Annotated in this window: 16 protein-coding genes; 7 read left to right on the forward strand and 9 right to left on the reverse strand. The window is 61.1% G+C overall.

What is annotated here, in order from left to right; translation table 11 throughout:
• Window positions 1-54: 54 nt before the first annotated feature.
• Both JFT58_RS15900 and JFT58_RS15905 read right to left on the reverse strand, forming a co-directional pair.
• A complete protein-coding gene (locus tag JFT58_RS15900; protein ID WP_054897867.1) occupies window positions 55-1,203 on the reverse strand; it encodes a TDT family transporter in 1,149 nt (382 codons plus the stop codon).
• A 111-nt stretch (window positions 1,204-1,314) separates the two neighbouring features.
• Window positions 1,315-2,502: an MFS transporter gene (locus JFT58_RS15905; protein WP_054897866.1), complete on the reverse strand. Its 1,188-nt coding sequence runs from the start codon at window positions 2,500-2,502 to the stop codon at window positions 1,315-1,317.
• A 91-nt stretch (window positions 2,503-2,593) separates the two neighbouring features.
• On the opposite strand from JFT58_RS15905, the gene JFT58_RS15910 reads away from it, so the two are divergent.
• Window positions 2,594-3,133 carry a TetR/AcrR family transcriptional regulator gene (locus tag JFT58_RS15910; RefSeq protein ID WP_054897865.1) on the forward strand — a complete coding sequence of 180 codons (540 nt, stop codon included), beginning with the start codon at window positions 2,594-2,596 and terminating at the stop codon, window positions 3,131-3,133.
• Window positions 3,134-3,307: 174 nt separating this feature from the next.
• Here JFT58_RS15910 and JFT58_RS15915 read toward each other — a convergent pair whose 3' ends face one another.
• From JFT58_RS15915 to JFT58_RS15930, 4 genes are all read right to left on the reverse strand, one after another.
• On the reverse strand, window positions 3,308-4,087 hold the full coding sequence (locus JFT58_RS15915) for an ABC transporter permease (RefSeq protein ID WP_017529785.1): 780 nt from the start codon (window positions 4,085-4,087) through the stop codon (window positions 3,308-3,310).
• Window positions 4,084-5,016, reverse strand: coding sequence for an ABC transporter ATP-binding protein (locus JFT58_RS15920; protein ID WP_014717781.1), 933 nt, complete (start codon window positions 5,014-5,016; stop codon window positions 4,084-4,086). The genes JFT58_RS15915 and JFT58_RS15920 overlap by 4 nt, the downstream gene beginning before the upstream one ends.
• 135 nt (window positions 5,017-5,151) lie before the next feature.
• Window positions 5,152-5,769 carry a glutathione S-transferase family protein gene (locus JFT58_RS15925; protein WP_054897864.1) on the reverse strand — a complete coding sequence of 206 codons (618 nt, stop codon included), beginning with the start codon at window positions 5,767-5,769 and terminating at the stop codon, window positions 5,152-5,154.
• A 56-nt stretch (window positions 5,770-5,825) separates the two neighbouring features.
• The gene (locus JFT58_RS15930) at window positions 5,826-6,485 is read right to left on the reverse strand and encodes a transglutaminase-like domain-containing protein (protein WP_054897863.1); all 660 of its coding nucleotides are present in this window, start codon (window positions 6,483-6,485) and stop codon (window positions 5,826-5,828) included.
• 190 nt (window positions 6,486-6,675) lie between these two features.
• Here JFT58_RS15930 and JFT58_RS15935 point away from each other — a divergent pair, with 190 nt between their 5' ends.
• Both JFT58_RS15935 and JFT58_RS15940 read left to right on the forward strand, forming a co-directional pair.
• Window positions 6,676-9,123, forward strand: coding sequence for an acyl-CoA dehydrogenase (locus JFT58_RS15935; protein ID WP_054897862.1), 2,448 nt, complete (start codon window positions 6,676-6,678; stop codon window positions 9,121-9,123).
• Between the two features lie 75 nt (window positions 9,124-9,198).
• A complete protein-coding gene (locus tag JFT58_RS15940; RefSeq protein ID WP_003190109.1) occupies window positions 9,199-9,606 on the forward strand; it encodes a PA2817 family protein in 408 nt (135 codons plus the stop codon).
• Window positions 9,607-9,744: 138 nt separating this feature from the next.
• Here JFT58_RS15940 and JFT58_RS15945 read toward each other — a convergent pair whose 3' ends face one another.
• Window positions 9,745-10,677: a LysR family transcriptional regulator gene (locus tag JFT58_RS15945; protein WP_054897861.1), complete on the reverse strand. Its 933-nt coding sequence runs from the start codon at window positions 10,675-10,677 to the stop codon at window positions 9,745-9,747.
• Between the two features lie 89 nt (window positions 10,678-10,766).
• Here JFT58_RS15945 and JFT58_RS15950 point away from each other — a divergent pair, with 89 nt between their 5' ends.
• Window positions 10,767-11,408, forward strand: a complete 642-nt coding sequence (locus tag JFT58_RS15950) for a hypothetical protein (protein WP_054897860.1) — start codon at window positions 10,767-10,769, stop codon at window positions 11,406-11,408.
• Between the two features lie 90 nt (window positions 11,409-11,498).
• Here the strand turns inward: JFT58_RS15950 and JFT58_RS15955 are convergent, their stop codons facing one another.
• Together JFT58_RS15955 and JFT58_RS15960 are read right to left on the reverse strand one after the other, a co-directional pair.
• Entirely contained in the window at window positions 11,499-13,070 is a 1,572-nt protein-coding gene (locus tag JFT58_RS15955; RefSeq protein WP_054897859.1) for an alkaline phosphatase D family protein, read from the reverse strand.
• A complete protein-coding gene (locus tag JFT58_RS15960; protein WP_054897858.1) occupies window positions 13,067-13,621 on the reverse strand; it encodes a GNAT family N-acetyltransferase in 555 nt (184 codons plus the stop codon). Before JFT58_RS15960 ends, JFT58_RS15955 begins: the two co-directional genes overlap by 4 nt.
• A 190-nt stretch (window positions 13,622-13,811) precedes the next feature.
• Here JFT58_RS15960 and JFT58_RS15965 point away from each other — a divergent pair, with 190 nt between their 5' ends.
• From JFT58_RS15965 to JFT58_RS15975, 3 genes are read left to right on the forward strand one after another with little or no spacing between them, the layout of a single operon-like run.
• A complete protein-coding gene (locus JFT58_RS15965) occupies window positions 13,812-14,219 on the forward strand; it encodes an ExbD/TolR family protein (RefSeq protein WP_014717774.1) in 408 nt (135 codons plus the stop codon).
• A gap of 2 nt (window positions 14,220-14,221) precedes the next feature.
• Window positions 14,222-14,950: an energy transducer TonB family protein gene (locus tag JFT58_RS15970; RefSeq protein WP_054897857.1), complete on the forward strand. Its 729-nt coding sequence runs from the start codon at window positions 14,222-14,224 to the stop codon at window positions 14,948-14,950.
• Window positions 14,951-14,974: 24 nt separating this feature from the next.
• Window positions 14,975-17,260, forward strand: a complete 2,286-nt coding sequence (locus tag JFT58_RS15975; RefSeq protein ID WP_054897856.1) for a TonB-dependent receptor — start codon at window positions 14,975-14,977, stop codon at window positions 17,258-17,260.
• Window positions 17,261-17,277: the final 17 nt, after the last annotated feature.

The raw sequence follows: 17,277 nt of genomic DNA on the forward strand, positions 1-17,277 counted from the left end.
TCCGTGTTCCTGCGTGGCCTTTATTTATCAGGCCACGACTTTACCTAATCCTGCTTACTTATTCGCTAGCCCGGCAATACAAGGCGAAACAAAAAGCTCGCCTTTATAAGCGCCCTGCACGGTGCGCTTGGCCACGATCAGCCACATCAGCGCCAGCGCAACCACCAGCACACTGCCAAACACACTGAAAAACGCCAGCTGTAACAGACTCGCCAATTTAAGCGTGGCCAAGGCGTAAACCCCCAATGGGAAGGTGAAGCCCCACCAGCCCAGGTTGAACGGGATACCGGCGCGCAGGTAACGCAGGGTGATCAACACCGCAATCAACATCCACCACAAGCCGAAGCCCCACAGGGTGATGCCCGCAATCAGGCCCAGGCCGTGGGCCATTTCACCGACACTGGCCAGGCCATTGGCGGCAAAGATCGCGGGGGCATCCGTACCGAGCAGCAACATGCCCAGGGCACCGGTACCGATCGGGCCCAGGGCCAACCAGCTCGACGCGGCCATATTGGCGTGAGGCAACTTATGCAAGGCCATGCGCAGCATCAGGATGGTCAGGATGCTGAACGCTACCGGCAGGGAAAACGCCCACAGCACGTAGCTGGTCACCAACATCACCAGCTGCGAATGGGCATCGGCCAAGTGCGGCGCAAGCAAGCCGCCGCTGGCCGCCGCCACTTCGGCCGCCACCACGGGCAACAGCCAGACGGCGGTCATCTGGTCGATGCTGTGCTCCTGGCGCGTGAACATCATGAACGGGATCAGCACGCCGCAGGCCAGGGACATGGCCACGTCCAGCCACCACAATGCCTCGGCCAACGGGATCACATCACCGCCCCAGCGCGGCATGCCGAACAGCAGCAAGCCGTTGAGAATGGTCGCCAGCCCCATGGGGATGGTGCCGAAGAACATCGAGACCGTTGAGTGCCCGAAGATGCGTCGCGCCTCGTGGAAAAACATCACCCAGCGGGCGGCGTAGAGCACGCTGAACAGCACAAACAAGCCGATGGTGAACAGCCACAGGCCCTCGGCGACGGCATGCAAGCCGGGCAGGTTGACTGGCAGTTGGGCCAAGGCCAGGGCCAGCACACCGGTGCCCATGGTCGCGGCAAACCAGTTCGGGGTGAACTGGCGAATCACTTCCCGGGGACGGGCCAGGTGACTGAAGGGTTTGTAGCGGTGAGTGGTCGAGCAGGTCATGGGTTAATCCTCTTCCTCATATGAGGTTGAGGCCATGATAGAACCTGATCGAATATCTATATAACGGGTAATATCTCTAACTGTTATCTATTTTATCTATATTAACCATGATCATGCCCTCACCCTTGCTGGCGCCGAGTCCCGCCACCACAACCCACCAAGGGCCCCGAGAGACAGCAAGATAAGCACCGCACCGTAGCCGTCCGTGGTCGCGACCAAGCCAAACACGCGGCTCAGGTTGCCCGCCAACAACGCCGGCACGCAAAACGCCAGGTAGCTCAATACATAGAACGCCGACATCAGGCCCGCCCGCTCATGGGGCAACGCCAGGCCCACGATGCTGCGCACACTGCCCATGAAGCCGCCGCCGAACCCCAGGCCTGCGATCACACTGGCGACAAAGAACAGCCACAGGCTGGCGGTGTTTACGGCAACCAGCAGCAACCCCACGCCCACGGCCAGCAGTGCAGCCGACACGCGCATGACCCTGTCAGCCGCGTGGTTGCGCAGGCTGTAGATCATCACCGCGCCGCTCAAGGTCACCACCGCCACCAGCCCGCCGCCGATCAAGTGCGAGGTCGACCCGGTGGCGACACGCACCAACGACGGTGCCAACGAGGAAAAGAACCCACCCAGCGCCCACACGGCCACATTCAATGGCATCGCCAGCCCCAACGCGCGGCGCGCCTGCGGCGGCACATGCAGGGTTGGCGCCAGGGACTTCAAGGCGCCGGGTATGCGACTGACCGTTTCAGGCAGGCGCCACACATACAGAGCCTGCAACACCATCAAGCCCAGCAGGGTGTAGTAGATCAATTGGGTTGGCCACGGCGCGAACTCCACCAGCAGCCCGCTGCCCAGGCCACCACTGGCCATGCCGAGCATCGGTGCAAGGCTGTTGAGCATCGGGCCGCGGACGCGGTCGGTATCGAGCAGCGTCGCACTCAATACCGCTGTGGCAGTGCCAGTCGCGAAGCCCTGCAGCGCGCGGGCGGCCAGCAGGCAGGCGGTGCTGTCCGCGTTGATAAACAGCAGCATCGCCACACTATTGAGCAGCAGCGCGACGAAGATCACCGGCTTGCGCCCCAGGTAATCCGAGAGCGACCCCACCGTCAGCAGGGCCGCCAGCAGGCTCACGGCATAGACACCAAAGATGGCCGTGAGCATGGCCGCCGAAAAATGCAGGTGGTCTTGATACACCTGGTACAACGGCGTCGGCGCGCTGGAGGCGGCGAGAAAGGTCAGCACCATGATCACTAGAAACGCCAGGCTGGACCGCTGAGAGATGACACTGGGCATGGGCACGCTCCGTTAAAGCTAATATTTTGCTTTTATGCAGTGTGCTATTCGCTGGCGCTTAAAGCAAATTCTTTGTGTTAAGGTCTTGCCCATGGCGATCAAAGAAGGCCTCCGCCCGGGGGGCCGCAGTGCCCGGGTACAAGAATCCGTCCACAGGGCGGTGCGCGAATTGCTGGAGGCCCATGAGCGTTCCAGCGTCACCGTGCCGATGATTGCGGCATGTGCAGGCGTCACGCCGTCGACCATTTACCGGCGCTGGGGCGATCTGTCAGTACTGCTCGCCGACGTCGCCCTGACCCGTATGCGCCCCGATACCGAACCGGCCAACACCGGCAGCCTGCGTGGCGACCTGCAAGCCTGGGCCGAGCAATACCTGGATGAGATGAGTTCGGACGTAGGCCGCAACATGATGCGCGACGTGCAAAGCAGCCCGACGCCAGGGTATTGCGTGAGCATCCTGAGTGGGCAGTTGCAGGTGATTGTTGACCGCTACCCGCAGGAACAGCCACCGAGCGTTGACCATCTGATCAACCTGCTCGCCGCACCGACGGTGTTTCGTATTCTGTTTTCGGCAGAGCCTTTGGCTGTTGAAGAGCTGCATGCCCTGATCGAATTGGCACTGAAAATCTAAGGCACGTGCGCCGACCAGAATGTGGGAGCTGGCTTGCCTGCGATGCAGACACCTCCGTACACCCGTCAAGCGAAGTCGATACCATCGCAGGCAAGCCAGCTCCCACATTTGTTCTGTGTGCATCCAATAAAAAACGGCCTCTGATGAGGCCGTTTTGTTATTTCCAATCCCACATCATGTACGCATCCCACGCCCACTCACCAGCAACCGCGCACAACCGATATACAGCACCACGGTCGCAACGATCATAAAGGTGATCGCCACACTGATCTTGATATCCGACACGCCCAAAATGCCGTAGCGGAAGGCGTTGACCATGTGCAGCACCGGGTTGGCCAGGGACACCGTCTGCCAGAACGGCGGCAGCAAGGTGATGGAGTAAAACACCCCGCCCAGGTAGGTCAGCGGCGTGAGCACGAAGGTCGGGATGATGGAAATATCATCGAAGTTGCGTGCGAACACGGCGTTGATAAAGCCCAGCAGCGAGAAGATCGTCGCCGTCAGCACCACCACCAGAATAGTGACACCCAGGTGATGCACCTGCAGCTGGGTAAAGAACAGGGACAGCAGCGTCACGATCACTCCCACCATCAGGCCACGCAACACGCCGCCCAGGGTGTAGCCGATGAGGATGGTGTGCGGTGACACCGGCGAGACCATCAGCTCTTCAATGGAGCGCTGGAACTTGCTGCCAAAGAAACTCGACACCACGTTGCCATAGGAGTTGGTGATCACCGACATCATGATCAGGCCCGGCACGATGTATTCCATGTAGGTGAAGCCACCCATGTCGCCGATCTGCCGGCCGATCAGGTTACCGAAGATCACAAAGTACAGGACCATAGTGATCGCCGGTGGCAGCAGGGTCTGCGGCCAGATCCGGGTAAAGCGCTTCACTTCGCGATAAACAATGGTTTGCAGCGCTACGAGGTTGGGTTGCAGTTCGGAACTCATACCGCCACCTTCGCCAGATTTTTCTCCACCAGGGACACAAACAACTCCTCAAGGCGATTGGTTTTGTTACGCAGGCTCAACACTTCGATGTTCTGAGTGGCCAACTGGGTGAACAGCGCGGTGATGCCCATGGCTTTGTCCACCTGCACCTCCAGGGTGTGGCTGTCCACCAGCCGGCTTGGGTAGCCGAGCAACTGCGGCGCCACCGACAGGTTGTTCTTCAGGTCGAGCAGGAAGGTTTCCACATGCAACTGGCCCAGCAGGTTGCGCATGCTGGTGTTCTCGACAATGGTGCCGTGGTCGATGATGCCGATGTTGCGGCACAACTGCTCAGCCTCTTCCAGGTAGTGGGTGGTGAGGATGATGGTGATGCCCTTCTCGTTCAGTTCGGTGAGGAAGGTCCACATCGAGCGGCGCAGCTCGATATCCACGCCGGCGGTAGGTTCGTCGAGGATCAACAGGCGCGGCTCATGCACCAGGGCGCGGGCGATCATCAGGCGTCGCTTCATGCCACCGGACAACGAGCGCGAAGGTACGTCACGCTTGTCCCACAGGCCCAGTTGAGTCAGGTACTGCTCGGCGCGTTCCTTGGCGACTTTCGCCGGAATGCCGTAGTAGCCGGCCTGGGTCACGACAATGTCGAAGGTCTTTTCGAACTGGTTGAAATTGAATTCCTGGGGCACCACGCCAATGGAGCGCTTGAGCGCCGCCGGGGATTTGTCCAGGTCGTGGCCGAAGATGTTCACCGTGCCGCTGGTCTTGTTGACCAGGGTGGAGAGAATGCCGATGGTGGTGGATTTGCCGGCACCGTTGGGGCCGAGCAAGGCGAAGAAGTCACCTTCGGCAACGTCCAGATCGATACCACTCAGGGCCTGGAAACCGTTGCCGTAGGTTTTGGTTAGCTGCCGGATGGACAGAGCGGAACTCATATGGAAGTACGCACCAAAGAAGGGAATAGAAAGAATAGATGAAGGCACACCGCAGGTAGTTCAACTGGCGATGCAGTGCGAGCATGGTGCGTGCCCATGCCGCACAAGTACAGTCACCCGTATTAATAGTGTGTATTAAGTCAACGCGGTCATCACCGCCTTGCGGTAGGCCGGGCGCTGCTGCAGGCGCTGGTACCAGGCCTCCAGATGGGGCATGGCAGGGCGTTCGATGGGCATCTCGAACCAGGCGTAGATGAAGCAGCCCAAGGGAATATCGCCCATGCCGAACGCCTGGCCGGACAGGTAGGGTTGCTCGGCGAGGGCTTGTTCGACGGTTTTGAGCGCGTCGATACAGGCTTGGCGCCCGGCATTGATGCTGTCCCAGTTTTGCTGGTCAACCGGGGTGCGCACGATGCCCCAGAACACCGCTTTGAACGGATCGGCGAGCGTGGAAGTGGTCCAGTCCATCCACTTTTCGGCGTTGGCCCGGGCTTGCAGGTCGCTGGGGTAAAAGTCCGATGCCTGCTTGGCACACAGGTAACGCACGATGGTGTTGGATTCCCACAGCACAAAGTCGCCATCTTCGATCACCGGCACCCGGCCATTGGGGTTCATGGCCCGGTATTGCGGGGTATCGACCACACCAAAAGCCCCGCCCGCATCAATTGCTTCATAGTCCAGGCCGAGTTCCTCGGCGCACCACAGTGCTTTCCTGACGTTTGATGAATTTTTACGACCCCAGATCTTCAGCATGACCGCGCCTTATCGTTGATGAACATGGCTTGATGAACGCAGCAGCATACGCCGGTTCAGCCGCGGCTTAAATCGCCCTGCATATCGCCGAGCAAGGTGGGCGCATCGTCGCCAAACAGGTGCGGGTAGCACTGGCGGATATGCCCGAAGAAAAATGCTTCGGGTACGTCAGCAAATTGCCCGTGGTCCACCACGTACTCCATAGAACGCTGGCCCTGGCGATTGAACGCGTGGAACACGCTGTCGTGCAGCCCATCGAATTCCAACGGCGGCACGTCGAACACTTCGCACAGTTGCTGGTTGAACGCCGGAGTGGCCTTGACCCAGCGGCCGTTCAGGTAAAGCTCGGTATAACCGTGCATGGCGAACACGTCACTTTTGAGCAGAGCGAGCAGTCGCGGTGTGGACAGGTGGTTGCGCACGTCCGCCAGGCCAATGCGTGCGGGAATGCCGCAGTGGCGCGCGCAAGCGGCGAGCAACGTGGCCTTGGGCACACAGTAGCTTTCGCCGGCCGCCAGGGCGAAGCTGGCGCTCAAGGTGTTGGGGTCACGGCTGAAGGTATAGGGGTTGTAGCGAATGGCCTCGCGCACGGCGTAGTAAAGACTGACTGCCTGGTCACTTAAATCCGGGCGGGTTCCGCGATGTTTCTCGGCGAACTCCACCACCACAGGGTGGTCACTATCGATGAAGCGGCTGGGACTCAAGTACGTATTCATGAGCTTGATCTCCGAGGGGAGCCTGGAGTTTAACCACCAGGCCTGCCAGAGAGATAACGACGATTCGGCCAAATGCCGGCGCCGGCTGATGGGTTGCCCAGTACACCTTGTTACACCCTGATCACCCGGCTTGTTCGGATGCCGACTAAGCTCCCTGGTGGTTTCGCCCCTGGTTCACGGAGGATTGAATATGCTGTTGTTGTGGATACTGGTGCTGGTGGTCGGCATTGCCTACCTGGCACACCGCCGTACTGCCCCCCTGCCCGCCCTGGGTGTGGTCGCCGTCTACCTGCTGGCGATGGGCGCCTGGAGCCACGCACCGGGTTGGCTGCTGCTGATCTTCTGGGTACTCCTGGCCGTGGTGGCCGCGCCTTTGCTGCTGCCTGACCTGCGCCGCCAATACTTCACCAAGCCGCTGTTCAGCTGGTTCCAGAAAGTGCTGCCGCCGATGTCCGAGACCGAGCGCGATGCGATTGATGCCGGTACCGTGTGGTGGGACGGCGAGCTGTTCAGTGGTCGCCCGGACTGGGACAAATTGCTGGCCTACCCCAAGGCGCAGTTGACCGAGGAAGAGCAGGCGTTCATCGACGGCCCCACCGAAGAACTCTGCGCCATGGTCAGCGACTGGGAAATCGGCCAGGCCATGGACCTGCCGCCGCAAGCCTGGGAACACATCAAGACCCATGGCTTCTTCGCCCTGATCATTCCCAAGGAGTACGGTGGCAAGGGCTTCTCCGCCTATGCCCACTCCCAGGTCGCCATGAAACTCGCGACCCGCAGCGGTGACCTGGCCTCCACCGTGATGGTCCCCAACTCCCTCGGCCCCGCCGAACTGCTGCTGCACTACGGCACCGAGGAACAGCGCAATCATTACCTGCCGCGCCTGGCCCGTGGCGACGACATCCCGTGCTTCGCCCTCACCGGCCCGCTGGCCGGCTCCGATGCGGGCGCCATGCCCGACACCGGCGTGATCTGCAAAGGCGAATGGCAAGGCAAGGAAACCCTCGGCCTGCGCCTGAACTGGGAAAAGCGCTACATCACCCTCGGCCCCGTCGCGACCTTGCTCGGCCTGGCCTTCAAGGCCCATGACCCGGACCACTTGTTGGGTGAAGAAGAAGACCTGGGCATCAGCCTCGCGTTGATTCCTACCGACACCCCTGGCGTGGAAATCGGCCGTCGTCACCTGCCGCTTGGCGCCGCTTTCATGAACGGCCCCAACTCCGGCAAGGATGTGTTCATCCCTCTGGAATACCTGATCGGTGGCCAGGAAATGCTCGGCAAGGGCTGGATGATGCTGATGAACTGCCTGTCGGTCGGCCGTTCGATCTCGCTGCCCGCCGTCGGCACCGGCGCCGCCAAGTTCACCAGCCTGGTGACCGGGCAATACGCCCAGGTGCGCGAACAGTTCAACGTACCGCTGTCGGCCTTCGAAGGCATCCAGGAAGCCCTGGCACGCATCGGTGGCAACGCCTGGCTGATGGACAGCGCGCGCATGCTCACCGCCAACGCCGTGGACCTGGGCGAGAAGCCGTCGGTGTTGTCGGCGATCCTCAAGTACCACCTGACCGAACGCGGCCGTGAGTGCATCAGCCACGCCATGGACGTGCACGGCGGCAAGGGCATCATCATGGGCCCCAACAACTACCTGGGCCGCAACTGGCAGGGCGCACCGATCTTCATCACCGTGGAAGGCGCCAACATCCTTTCGCGCAACCTGATGATCTTCGGCCAGGGTGCGATTCGCTGCCATCCGTTCGTACTCAAGGAAATGGCCCTGGCCGGCCGCGAAGACCATGACCAGGCGTTGAAGGAATTCGACGGCCTGCTGATGCAACACATCGGCTTTGCCGTCAGCAACGCCGCCAGCACCCTGGTGCTGAACCTGGGCTTCGGGCACTTCGAAAAAGCCCCGGGCAACCGTTTGAGCCAGGGCTACTTCCGTGCCCTGAACCGCCAGGCGGCTGCGTTTGCCCTGCTGGCCGACCTGAGCATGATGTTGCTGGGTGGCGAGCTCAAGCGCCGCGAACGCCTGTCCGCCCGCCTGGGTGATGTGCTCAGCCACATGTACTTGGCGTCGGCGGCGCTCAAGCGTTATCACGACCTGGACTCGCCGGACCATCTGGAGCCGCTGTTTGCCTGGGCCATGGAAGAAAGCCTGGGCGAATCGGAACGCGCATTGGATGAGCTGCTGAGCAACTTCCCGAACAAGGTGCTGGGCTGCCTGTTGCGGGTGATCGTGTTCCCATTCGGGCGTCGTCATACCGGGCCGTCCGACGCTCTGGATGCCGAAGTGGCAGCCGTGATCGGCCGCGCCAAAGGCGACCCGACCCTGGAAGAATTGCTGGCCGGCTGTTATCGCCCGCAATCAGCAGAAGATCCCGTGGGCGCCCTGCAACATGCCTACGACCTGCTCGGTGCCAGCCACCCCTTGCAGAAAAAACTCCACAGCGCGCTCAAAAGCGGCCAGGTCAAGCCGGCTGCCGGCGAGCATGCCATCGACGCGGCCCTGCAGGCCGGCGTGCTGCAACCGGCCGAGGCGCAAACCTTGCGCGATGCCGAGGCTGCGCGACGCAAGGTGATCGACGTGGATGATTTCAGCAAGGAAGAGCTGATGCAGGCAGAAGATAAAGTCCGCTGAGTCGAGCGGTCATATAAAAACGGGCGCGAGAGGCTTATACTCTCGCGCCCGTTTTTGCTTTAGAGGCCTTATCTCGTGTCCAACGTCGTTGCCGATCATCTTGTCTTGCTCGACCACTTGCGCAGCATCCTGGTTGCCGTCGGCGAAGCCGAACAGGTACCCGAGGAAAGCCACTCGCTGTTCCTGGAGCGTTTCGACGAACTGCGCGCCCTGTTGCCAATCGACCCGATCGAAAGCCAGTACCTGGGCCAGGACCTGATGAGCCAGGTCATCCTGCGCTACCCGCAAATCGCCCACCTGGTGCCCCGTGACCTGCTGTGGTTCTTTGGCGGCGACTGCCTGCACTTCATGCCCGACGAAGAACTGGACCTGTACCAGGCCCTGGAAGAACGTCGCTATGAAGCCGAACAGAACGACGAACCGTTCGACTGGAACCAGGAAAAACAGCTGCTGGCGATGCCTCAGGACCAGAGCAAGCACTGACAACTATGCTCGTTCCTACGCTCTGCGTGGGAACCTACCCTGTGACGCTCTGCGTCACCCGTGCACAGGCATAAAGGCAGGACGCGGAGCGTCCAGGTGGCATTCCCACGCAGAGCGTGGGAACGAGCAACCGCGCTCCTACCGTCGGTGCAGCGTGGGCTCCCTGGCCATGCACTCCACCAGATAATCGATAAACACCCGCAACTTCGGCGGCAGGTAACGTGTGGGCGAATGCAGCAACCACGCCTCGCCATGGTACGACGCAATAAAATCCCACCCCGGCAACACCTGCACCAAATCTCCTGCTTCCAATGCGTGCCGCGCGGTGAAATACGGCAAGCTGGCAATCCCAACATGCTGCAACGCAGCCTCCAGTCGCACCCCGGTGTGGTTCGCCGCATACCGGCCGCGTACGCCGACCGTTACCGCCTTGCCAGCCTGGCGAAACTTCCAGCGTGAATCTCCCGGTGTCTCACCCAGATAGATGCAACTGTGCCCGAGCAGATCATGGGGATGGCTCGGTGTACCGTGCTCGGCCAGGTACTGCGGCGTCGCGCACAGCAAATGTTCGATGGGCAACAGTTGGCGCCCGACCAAACCTGGCGGTGGGCTGTCGGTGATGCGGATGCTCAAGTCGACGTTGTCGTCGATCAAATCCACATGCCTGTCTTCCAGGATCAATTGCACATCCACCTTGGGATAGCGCCGCAAAAATTCCGGCATATGCGGGTGCACCACAAATCGCCCCACCGCCTTGGGCACACTGACCCGCACCAGCCCCTCGGCTTCATGGGTAAATTGCCCACTGATTTCCATCACCGAGCGCGCCGCATTGACCATCTCCTGGCAACGCTTGAACACCTCCTCGCCGCCCTCGCTCAGGCGCAGCTTGCGCGTGGTACGTTGCAGCAGGCGCGTGGCCAGGGCTTGTTCCAGGCGCGAGATGCTGCGGCTCACCGCCGAAGGTGAAACGCTGAGTTGCCGCGCCGCTTCGGAGAAGCTGCCGGTTTCCACGACCTTGACGAAAATCGCCATTTCACCCAATAGCGGCAAAGGAAGATTGATGCTCATGACGCACAGGTCCATTGATAATTGAGCGGATTATCACCCATCTGCGCACTATTTATACTGCCCACAGAACCCTGATGCGGATGTAGATGATGACCGAGCGCCTGTTTTTTACCCACGACCACCTGACGGCCGAGCTGGAAGTGCTCAGTTGCACCCCGTACGAAGAGCAATTCGCCGTGATTGTGCAGTCGACCATTTTCCATCCCCAAGGCGGAGGCCAGCCGTCCGACACCGGCTGGCTCGGCGACAGCCAGGTGCTGCGAGTCATGCAGGAAGCCGAACAGGTGGTGCACTACGTCGACCGACCTCTGGAGCCCGGCCTCGTCGTTGCACGAGTCGACGCACAGCGGCGCGCCTTGCATACGCGTCTGCATTCGGCGGGGCACTTGATTGGCAATGCCGGCGAACGCCTGGGCTGGATGCCGATCAAGGCCCACCATTGGCCCGGCGAAGGCAAGATCACTTTTATCCGTGGCGAGACCGCGCAAGACATGGATGCGCAGGCGCTCCAGCAGTGGGTCAACACATGGATCGCCGCCGACTATTCCCGCCATATGACGCTGGAAGACGGCACCCGCGAAGTCGGCTTCGGCGAATTACCGACGTACGCCTGTGGCGGCACTCATGTTCAAGCGTTGAGCGAACTGGGCCAGGTAACGATCTTGGCGTTGTCGGAGAAAAAAGGCGCGCTCTCGGTGCGCTACAGCCTCGCTGATACCCTGACACTGTAGGAGCGAGCTTGCTCGCGAAGACCGTTAACGATAACGCGGGATACCTGATTCCCATCGGCGCCCTTTCGTTTTTCGCGAGCAAGCTCGCTCCTACAGGGCCACGCTCGGCTGGCCCGATTCATTGATGAACGACTTCAACGTCGACACCGTCGCCGCCGGGTCACGCGGATCACTGATCGCCCGAAAATTCGTCAACATGGTGTTGGTCGCCAACTCCACCGACACGTACCCGCGCTGGCGGCTGTCGAAGAACTTCACATGGGGGTTGAGCGGCATGATTTTCATGAACGCGTCATAGGGCGGGCCATCTGAGGTGACCGACGAGCCGACGAACTCGGTGGCGACCACCGCCGAGTCTGGCCTGTAGGCGTCGGCATGCAGGTCGGTGGCCCAGAACGAATGAATATCCCCTCCCCAGAACACCGGGTTCTTCACGCGATTGCGCACGATCGACGCCAGCATCCGTGAGCGGTTCGCCATGTAGCCATCCCAGCCATCGGTCCAGCGGCCAAGCTTATGGTCGGTGAGGTCACGCTGCATCAGCGGCGCCACCAGCAGGTCTTGTGCGATCACATTCCACTGCGCTCCAGACTGGGCAAAGCCCTGGTCCAGCCAGGCTTCCTGCTGCCAGCCGAGCAACGTGCGGCCAGGGTCACGCAGGTCGCTGCAAGGGGTGGTGACAATATGCCCTTGGTGGCTACCATTGGCCGCGATGCAGGGTTGCTCGGAACGGTACTGGCGACCGTCGAGCACATGAAAACGCGCGAGCCGCCCATAGTCCAGGCGCCGGTAGATGCGCATGTCCGGCCCCTTCGGCACGCTGCTGGCACGCAGGGGCATGTGTTCATAAAACGCCTGGTACGCCGCGGCCCGTTGCTTGAGAAACTGCGCCACCGCCACCTTCGGGTCCTGGGACCAGCGGTTGGCGTAGTCATTCTGTACTTCGTGATCGTCCCAGGTTACGACGCTGGGAGCCGCGGCGTGCAGGGCCTGCAGGTCTGGATCAGTCTTGTAGAGTGCGTAGCGGTTGCGGTAATCACTCAGGCTTTGCGCGTTGCCGCTGCCGTGAGAACGAAACACCTTGCCCGACTCCGCCGCATAGGAGCTGTCGTAGATGTAATCACCGAGGAAAAACACCAGGTCCGGGTGCTCGGCGGCAAGGTGTCGGTAGGCGCTGAAGTAACCGCGCTCCCAATGCGAGCAGGACACAAACCCCAGCCGGGCCGAGGCCATGGCCTGCAGCGGCGGCATCGTGCGCGACTGGCCCACCGGGCTCTGCGCACCGAGCCCTTCAAACTGGTACCAATACGGCCGATCTGCCGCCAGCCCCGCCACCTCGACATGCACCGCGTGAGCGAAACGCGGCGTCGCCAGTACTTCGCCCTGCTTCACAATGCGCGTCATCGCCGCATCGCTGGCCACCCGCCAACGCACCGGCACCGAGCGACTCAAGCCGCCACGGCCATCCGCGGCGTTGAATAACGGCGCCAGGCGCGTCCAGATCACAAAGCCATCTGGCAACGGGTCGCCGGAAGCCACGCCGAGGGTGAACGGATAATCCACCCCGGCACTGCGCTCAAACGGGCTGAGAATCGAAAACGCGGTAGCGACCGCCAGCCCGCCAAGGACCCGGCGCCGGCCGTGGTCCACTTCGCGACTCACGAACAGCGCTCCCAGTCGTCGCGCACGGTGGCAAACCCGAGCATGTCCTCATACACGCCGTTCTTTAAAAACGCCTGGCGCATGCAACCCTCATAACGCAGGCCGATCTTTTCCATGACCCGCGCCGACTCCTTGTTGCTCACGAAACACTGGCTGCCCACGCGCTGCAACCCTAGCGCCTCGAAGCCGAAGTCCATCACCGCGCTCGCCGCTTCAGCCGCATACCCCTGGTTACGGCAGTGCGCCGCCACCCAGCCACCCAAGTGCCCATAGTGATGGCGAGCATTGATGCGCAGGCTGACCATGCCGACCAATTCGTCGGTGCCGCGCACATGCATCCCCAGGTTCAGCAGCTCACCGGTGCGGTACTTGTCAGCGATCCCCGCAATAAAATCCTGCGCGGTTTCCAAGGTGTAGGGCGATGGAATGTTCGCCGTGTTGTCGGCAATTTTCGGCCCGTTGGCAAGCGTGAAAAGCACCTGCGCCTGATGCATTTGCAGGGTGCGCAACAGCAGTCGCGGGGTCGTCAATTGAGGCAATGCAGTAGGCATGGAGGCCGGCTCTCAAGATAAATTTCTCAAGCATGGATGCCCCGAGTGTCAGTTTCATTACGCCCGAAAACTGACCGGTAAGTTTTCTGAAAGACGCGTCCTAGAGCCTCTAAACGGTCAATTAAAGTTAACCAATCGGTCATTTTTGGCTGTTAGCGTTTTGCCCCTAATTCAATGACGGGGTAACGGAATGAGAACCTGGGACGAACCCAAGAAACGCAAGGCGCACATCGAGCTGATCCCGATGATCGACGTGATGATGTTCCTGCTGGTGTTTTTCGTACTGGTGAGCCTGAACGTGATTCCCGCGCTCGGCATGAAGACCCAATTGCCCAGCGCCAGCAGTTCGCAGCAGCTCAAGCCGCAAAACAAATTCATCCTCACCCTGGGCCTGGAAGGCCAGTTGCAACTGGACGGCAAGGACCTGACGGTGGAGGCCCTGGTGCCGGCGCTGAAGGCGGCCGAAAAGCCCGATACCAAGTCGACGATCATCGTCAACAGCGACAAAGGCGTGGAGGTTTCGCGCCTGGTGGAAGTGATGGACACCCTGCGCCTGGGTGGCTTCACCTCCGTGTCCATCGCCACGCGTAAGTCCTGATCATGTACGTTCTGTTTCGTGCGCGTCAGCTGCTGGGCAGTGTTCCGGCCCTGATCGCCCTGGTGCTGATTGCACTGGGTATCCAGTCCCAGACGTTGAAGGTCGAGCCGGTGTATGACGAGTCGGCGGTCGAATTGGCCTTGGTTGAGCCGGAACCGGAAGTCATACCGGAACCGGTGGTGGAGCAAGAACCGCCACCGCCGGTGATCGAAGAGGAAGAAGCTGAGCCTGCTCCCCCGCCGCCACCGCCCAAGCCGCTGCCAAAACCCGAACCCAAGCCCAAGCCAAAACCTGTGCCCAAGCCTGCGCCCGTGGTCGCCAAGCCTGCGCCAACGCCGCCACCGGTGGCCGCCAAACCAGCCCCGGCCCCGGTGGCCCAAGCGGCACCGACACCCGCCCCACCGGCGCCACCGAAGGTCGATGGCCAGGCCCTGGAAAGCGGTTACCTCAAAGGCTTGCGCAACGAACTGGACACCTACAAGCAGTACCCCACCGGGCGCCAGGCGTCCCTCGAACGCCCGAGCGGCGAGGTGGTGGTGTGGCTGTTGGTAGACCGTCAGGGCCGCGTCCTCGACTCAGGTTTACAAACCCAGGCCTCGAGCATGTTGCTCAACCGGGCAGCCACCAACAGCTTGCGTCGCATCAAGCAAGTCAAACCGTTCCCCGAGCAAGCCTTCGGGGGGCGAAATGAGCAGCGCTTCACCGCCACCTTCAACTACAGCGTGCAATAAGCACCCGACACCAGGACGACAGTGATGAAGTTCACCCGTATTCATCTGGCACTTGTGGCCGCGACCAGCATGAGCCAGGGACTGGTCATGGCAGAGACCAGCGACAGTGATGTCGGCACCATTGGGGTACAAGGCAAGGCGACCGCCGGGGGCGGTTACATGGTGCCGGAGGAAAGCATCAAGGGCCGCTCCACGGTGACCAAGGAAGCACTGGATAAACAGGCGGCCACCGGCAATGCCATCGACAAACTCAAGTACACCCCAGGCTTGAACATCTCCAGTGAAGACAACACCGGCCTGTCGGGCTTTCGCTTCACCATGCGCGGCATGAACTCCGACCAGGTGGGCATGTCGGTGGACGGCATGCCGATCAACGACTCCGGCAACTACGCGCTGTATTCCAACCTGCTGGGCGACCCGGAAAACATCGACCAGATCTTCGTCACCCAGGGCGCTTCGGAATCCGACGGCCCGCACATTGGTTCCAGCGGCGGCAACATTGGCATCGTGACCATTCGCCCGACCAAGGAAACCGGCGCCTTCGTCAAACAGGTCGTCGGCAGCAATGCCACGCGCAAGACTTTTGCCCGCCTCAATACCGGCGAAATCAACGGCCTGAGCAACTGGCTGTCGGTGTCCCATACCGAAGGTGAGATGTGGCGCGGTTCGGGCGCGGTACGCGCGGACAAGGTGGAGTGGAACAGCTTTTTCGACGCTGGCAATGGCAACACCGCCAACCTGATCCTCAAGTACCACGAGCAGGACAACAACAGTTACAGCCAGTTGACCAAGGCGCAGTTCCAGCAATATGGCCGCAAGTACGACCCTTATCCGGCAACACCCAGCGTGGGCAGCAACGGCAAGTACAACAGCTATTACGCCCTGGCGCAGAACCCGTTCCAGACGTTCACCGCCGTGCTCAACACCCAGTTCAAACTGGCCGATAACCTCGCACTGTCGGTGATCCCGTATTACTACTGGGGCAATGGCAGCGGCGTCGGTTCATCCAGCTATGCCCTCAACCGTGGCTCCAACCAGGGCGGTGTGTTCGACCTCGGCAACCTGCCCACGGCCGCCCAATACAACGCCGACGGCACACCCAACAGCGGCGTGTACTACCGCCCTTCACGCACGCAAACCTGGCGTCCGGGTATCACCACCAAGCTGACCTGGGACCTTGGCGACCACAGCCTGCAATTCGGTTACTGGTACGAGCGCGCACGCCAGAGCCAGACCCAGCCGTTCATTCCGCTCAAGAGCAACGGCAAGCCGGTGGACACCTGGCCAGATTCCAACAGCGCCATCGTCGATGCCAACGGCAACACCGTGCAGGGTCGCGACCGCTTCACCGTGACGCCTGCGCAAAAGGTCTGGGCCCAGGACACCTGGTACATCAACCCGGACTGGACCTTCATCGCAGGCCTGGCCTACATGAACGTCGAGCGTGAAGGCACCAACCACGGCAGCCTCAACGAACGCCCGGAAAAAAGTAACCAGACCTACAACAAACTGCTGCCCAACGCCGGCCTCAAATACCAGCTGGACGAGCGTGACCAGTTGTTCTACAGCCTGTCGCGCAACATGCGGGTACCGCAGAACTACGTGCTCTACGACAAAGGCGCCGGCTCGATCGACGCCGAACCGGAAACCAGCTGGAACCATGAACTGGGCTGGCGCTACAGCGGCGACGACATGAACCTGGCCGCCACCCTGTTCTACATGGACTTCAAGAACCGCCAGGTTTCGTCCCGGGACATCAACGGTGACTTTGCCGACATCAACGCCGGCTCCGTGGTCAACAAAGGCCTGGAGCTGGAGTGGAGCGGCCAGTTGCCCCACCACTTCAATTACTACACCTCCTACACCTACACCAAGGCCGAGCAGCAGGATGACCTGACCGTCTACAACGCCGGCAAACCCATCGTGCTGCCCACCAGTGGCAAGCAGTTCGCCAACGTGCCCAAGAACATGCTGGCGGCCAACATCGGGTATGACGATGGGCGCTTCTACGGCACCTTCGGTGGCAAGTACACCAGCAAGCTCTACGGCGACCTGACCAACGACGAGGCGATTTCCGGTCGCACCGTGTTCAACCTCGGCGCCGGTATTTACCTGCCGGTGGACAAGAAAGTGGTCAAGGACGCGACCCTGCGCCTGAACGTCGACAACCTGTTCGACAAGAAATACCTGGACGGCGTGTACACCACCAAGACCAACGCGGCCAGCTACAGCGGTTTCCGCGATGGCGACCCCGCGTACATCGTCGGCCTGGACCGTACCGTCACGGTTTCGCTGGAAGCGAATTTCTAAGACTCACCCCAAGAGGA

It is taken from the genome of Pseudomonas sp. MF6767 (assembly GCF_016405475.1).
GTDB lineage: Bacteria > Pseudomonadota > Gammaproteobacteria > Pseudomonadales > Pseudomonadaceae > Aquipseudomonas > Aquipseudomonas paracarnis.

Bases quoted from the DNA above. Each gene is read 5' to 3' on its own strand.
- JFT58_RS15900 (WP_054897867.1), bottom strand. From the start codon at position 1,203: ATGACCTGCTCGACCACTCACCGCTACAAACCCTTCAGTCACCTGGCC.
- JFT58_RS15905 (WP_054897866.1), bottom strand. From the start codon at position 2,502: ATGCCCAGTGTCATCTCTCAGCGGTCCAGCCTGGCGTTTCTAGTGATC.
- JFT58_RS15910 (WP_054897865.1), top strand. From the start codon at position 2,594: ATGGCGATCAAAGAAGGCCTCCGCCCGGGGGGCCGCAGTGCCCGGGTA.
- JFT58_RS15915 (WP_017529785.1), bottom strand. From the start codon at position 4,087: ATGAGTTCCGAACTGCAACCCAACCTCGTAGCGCTGCAAACCATTGTT.
- JFT58_RS15920 (WP_014717781.1), bottom strand. From the start codon at position 5,016: ATGAGTTCCGCTCTGTCCATCCGGCAGCTAACCAAAACCTACGGCAAC.
- JFT58_RS15925 (WP_054897864.1), bottom strand. From the start codon at position 5,769: ATGCTGAAGATCTGGGGTCGTAAAAATTCATCAAACGTCAGGAAAGCA.
- JFT58_RS15930 (WP_054897863.1), bottom strand. From the start codon at position 6,485: ATGAATACGTACTTGAGTCCCAGCCGCTTCATCGATAGTGACCACCCT.
- JFT58_RS15935 (WP_054897862.1), top strand. From the start codon at position 6,676: ATGCTGTTGTTGTGGATACTGGTGCTGGTGGTCGGCATTGCCTACCTG.
- JFT58_RS15945 (WP_054897861.1), bottom strand. From the start codon at position 10,677: ATGAGCATCAATCTTCCTTTGCCGCTATTGGGTGAAATGGCGATTTTC.
- JFT58_RS15950 (WP_054897860.1), top strand. From the start codon at position 10,767: ATGACCGAGCGCCTGTTTTTTACCCACGACCACCTGACGGCCGAGCTG.
- JFT58_RS15960 (WP_054897858.1), bottom strand. From the start codon at position 13,621: ATGCCTACTGCATTGCCTCAATTGACGACCCCGCGACTGCTGTTGCGC.
- JFT58_RS15965 (WP_014717774.1), top strand. From the start codon at position 13,812: ATGAGAACCTGGGACGAACCCAAGAAACGCAAGGCGCACATCGAGCTG.
- JFT58_RS15970 (WP_054897857.1), top strand. From the start codon at position 14,222: ATGTACGTTCTGTTTCGTGCGCGTCAGCTGCTGGGCAGTGTTCCGGCC.
- JFT58_RS15975 (WP_054897856.1), top strand. From the start codon at position 14,975: ATGAAGTTCACCCGTATTCATCTGGCACTTGTGGCCGCGACCAGCATG.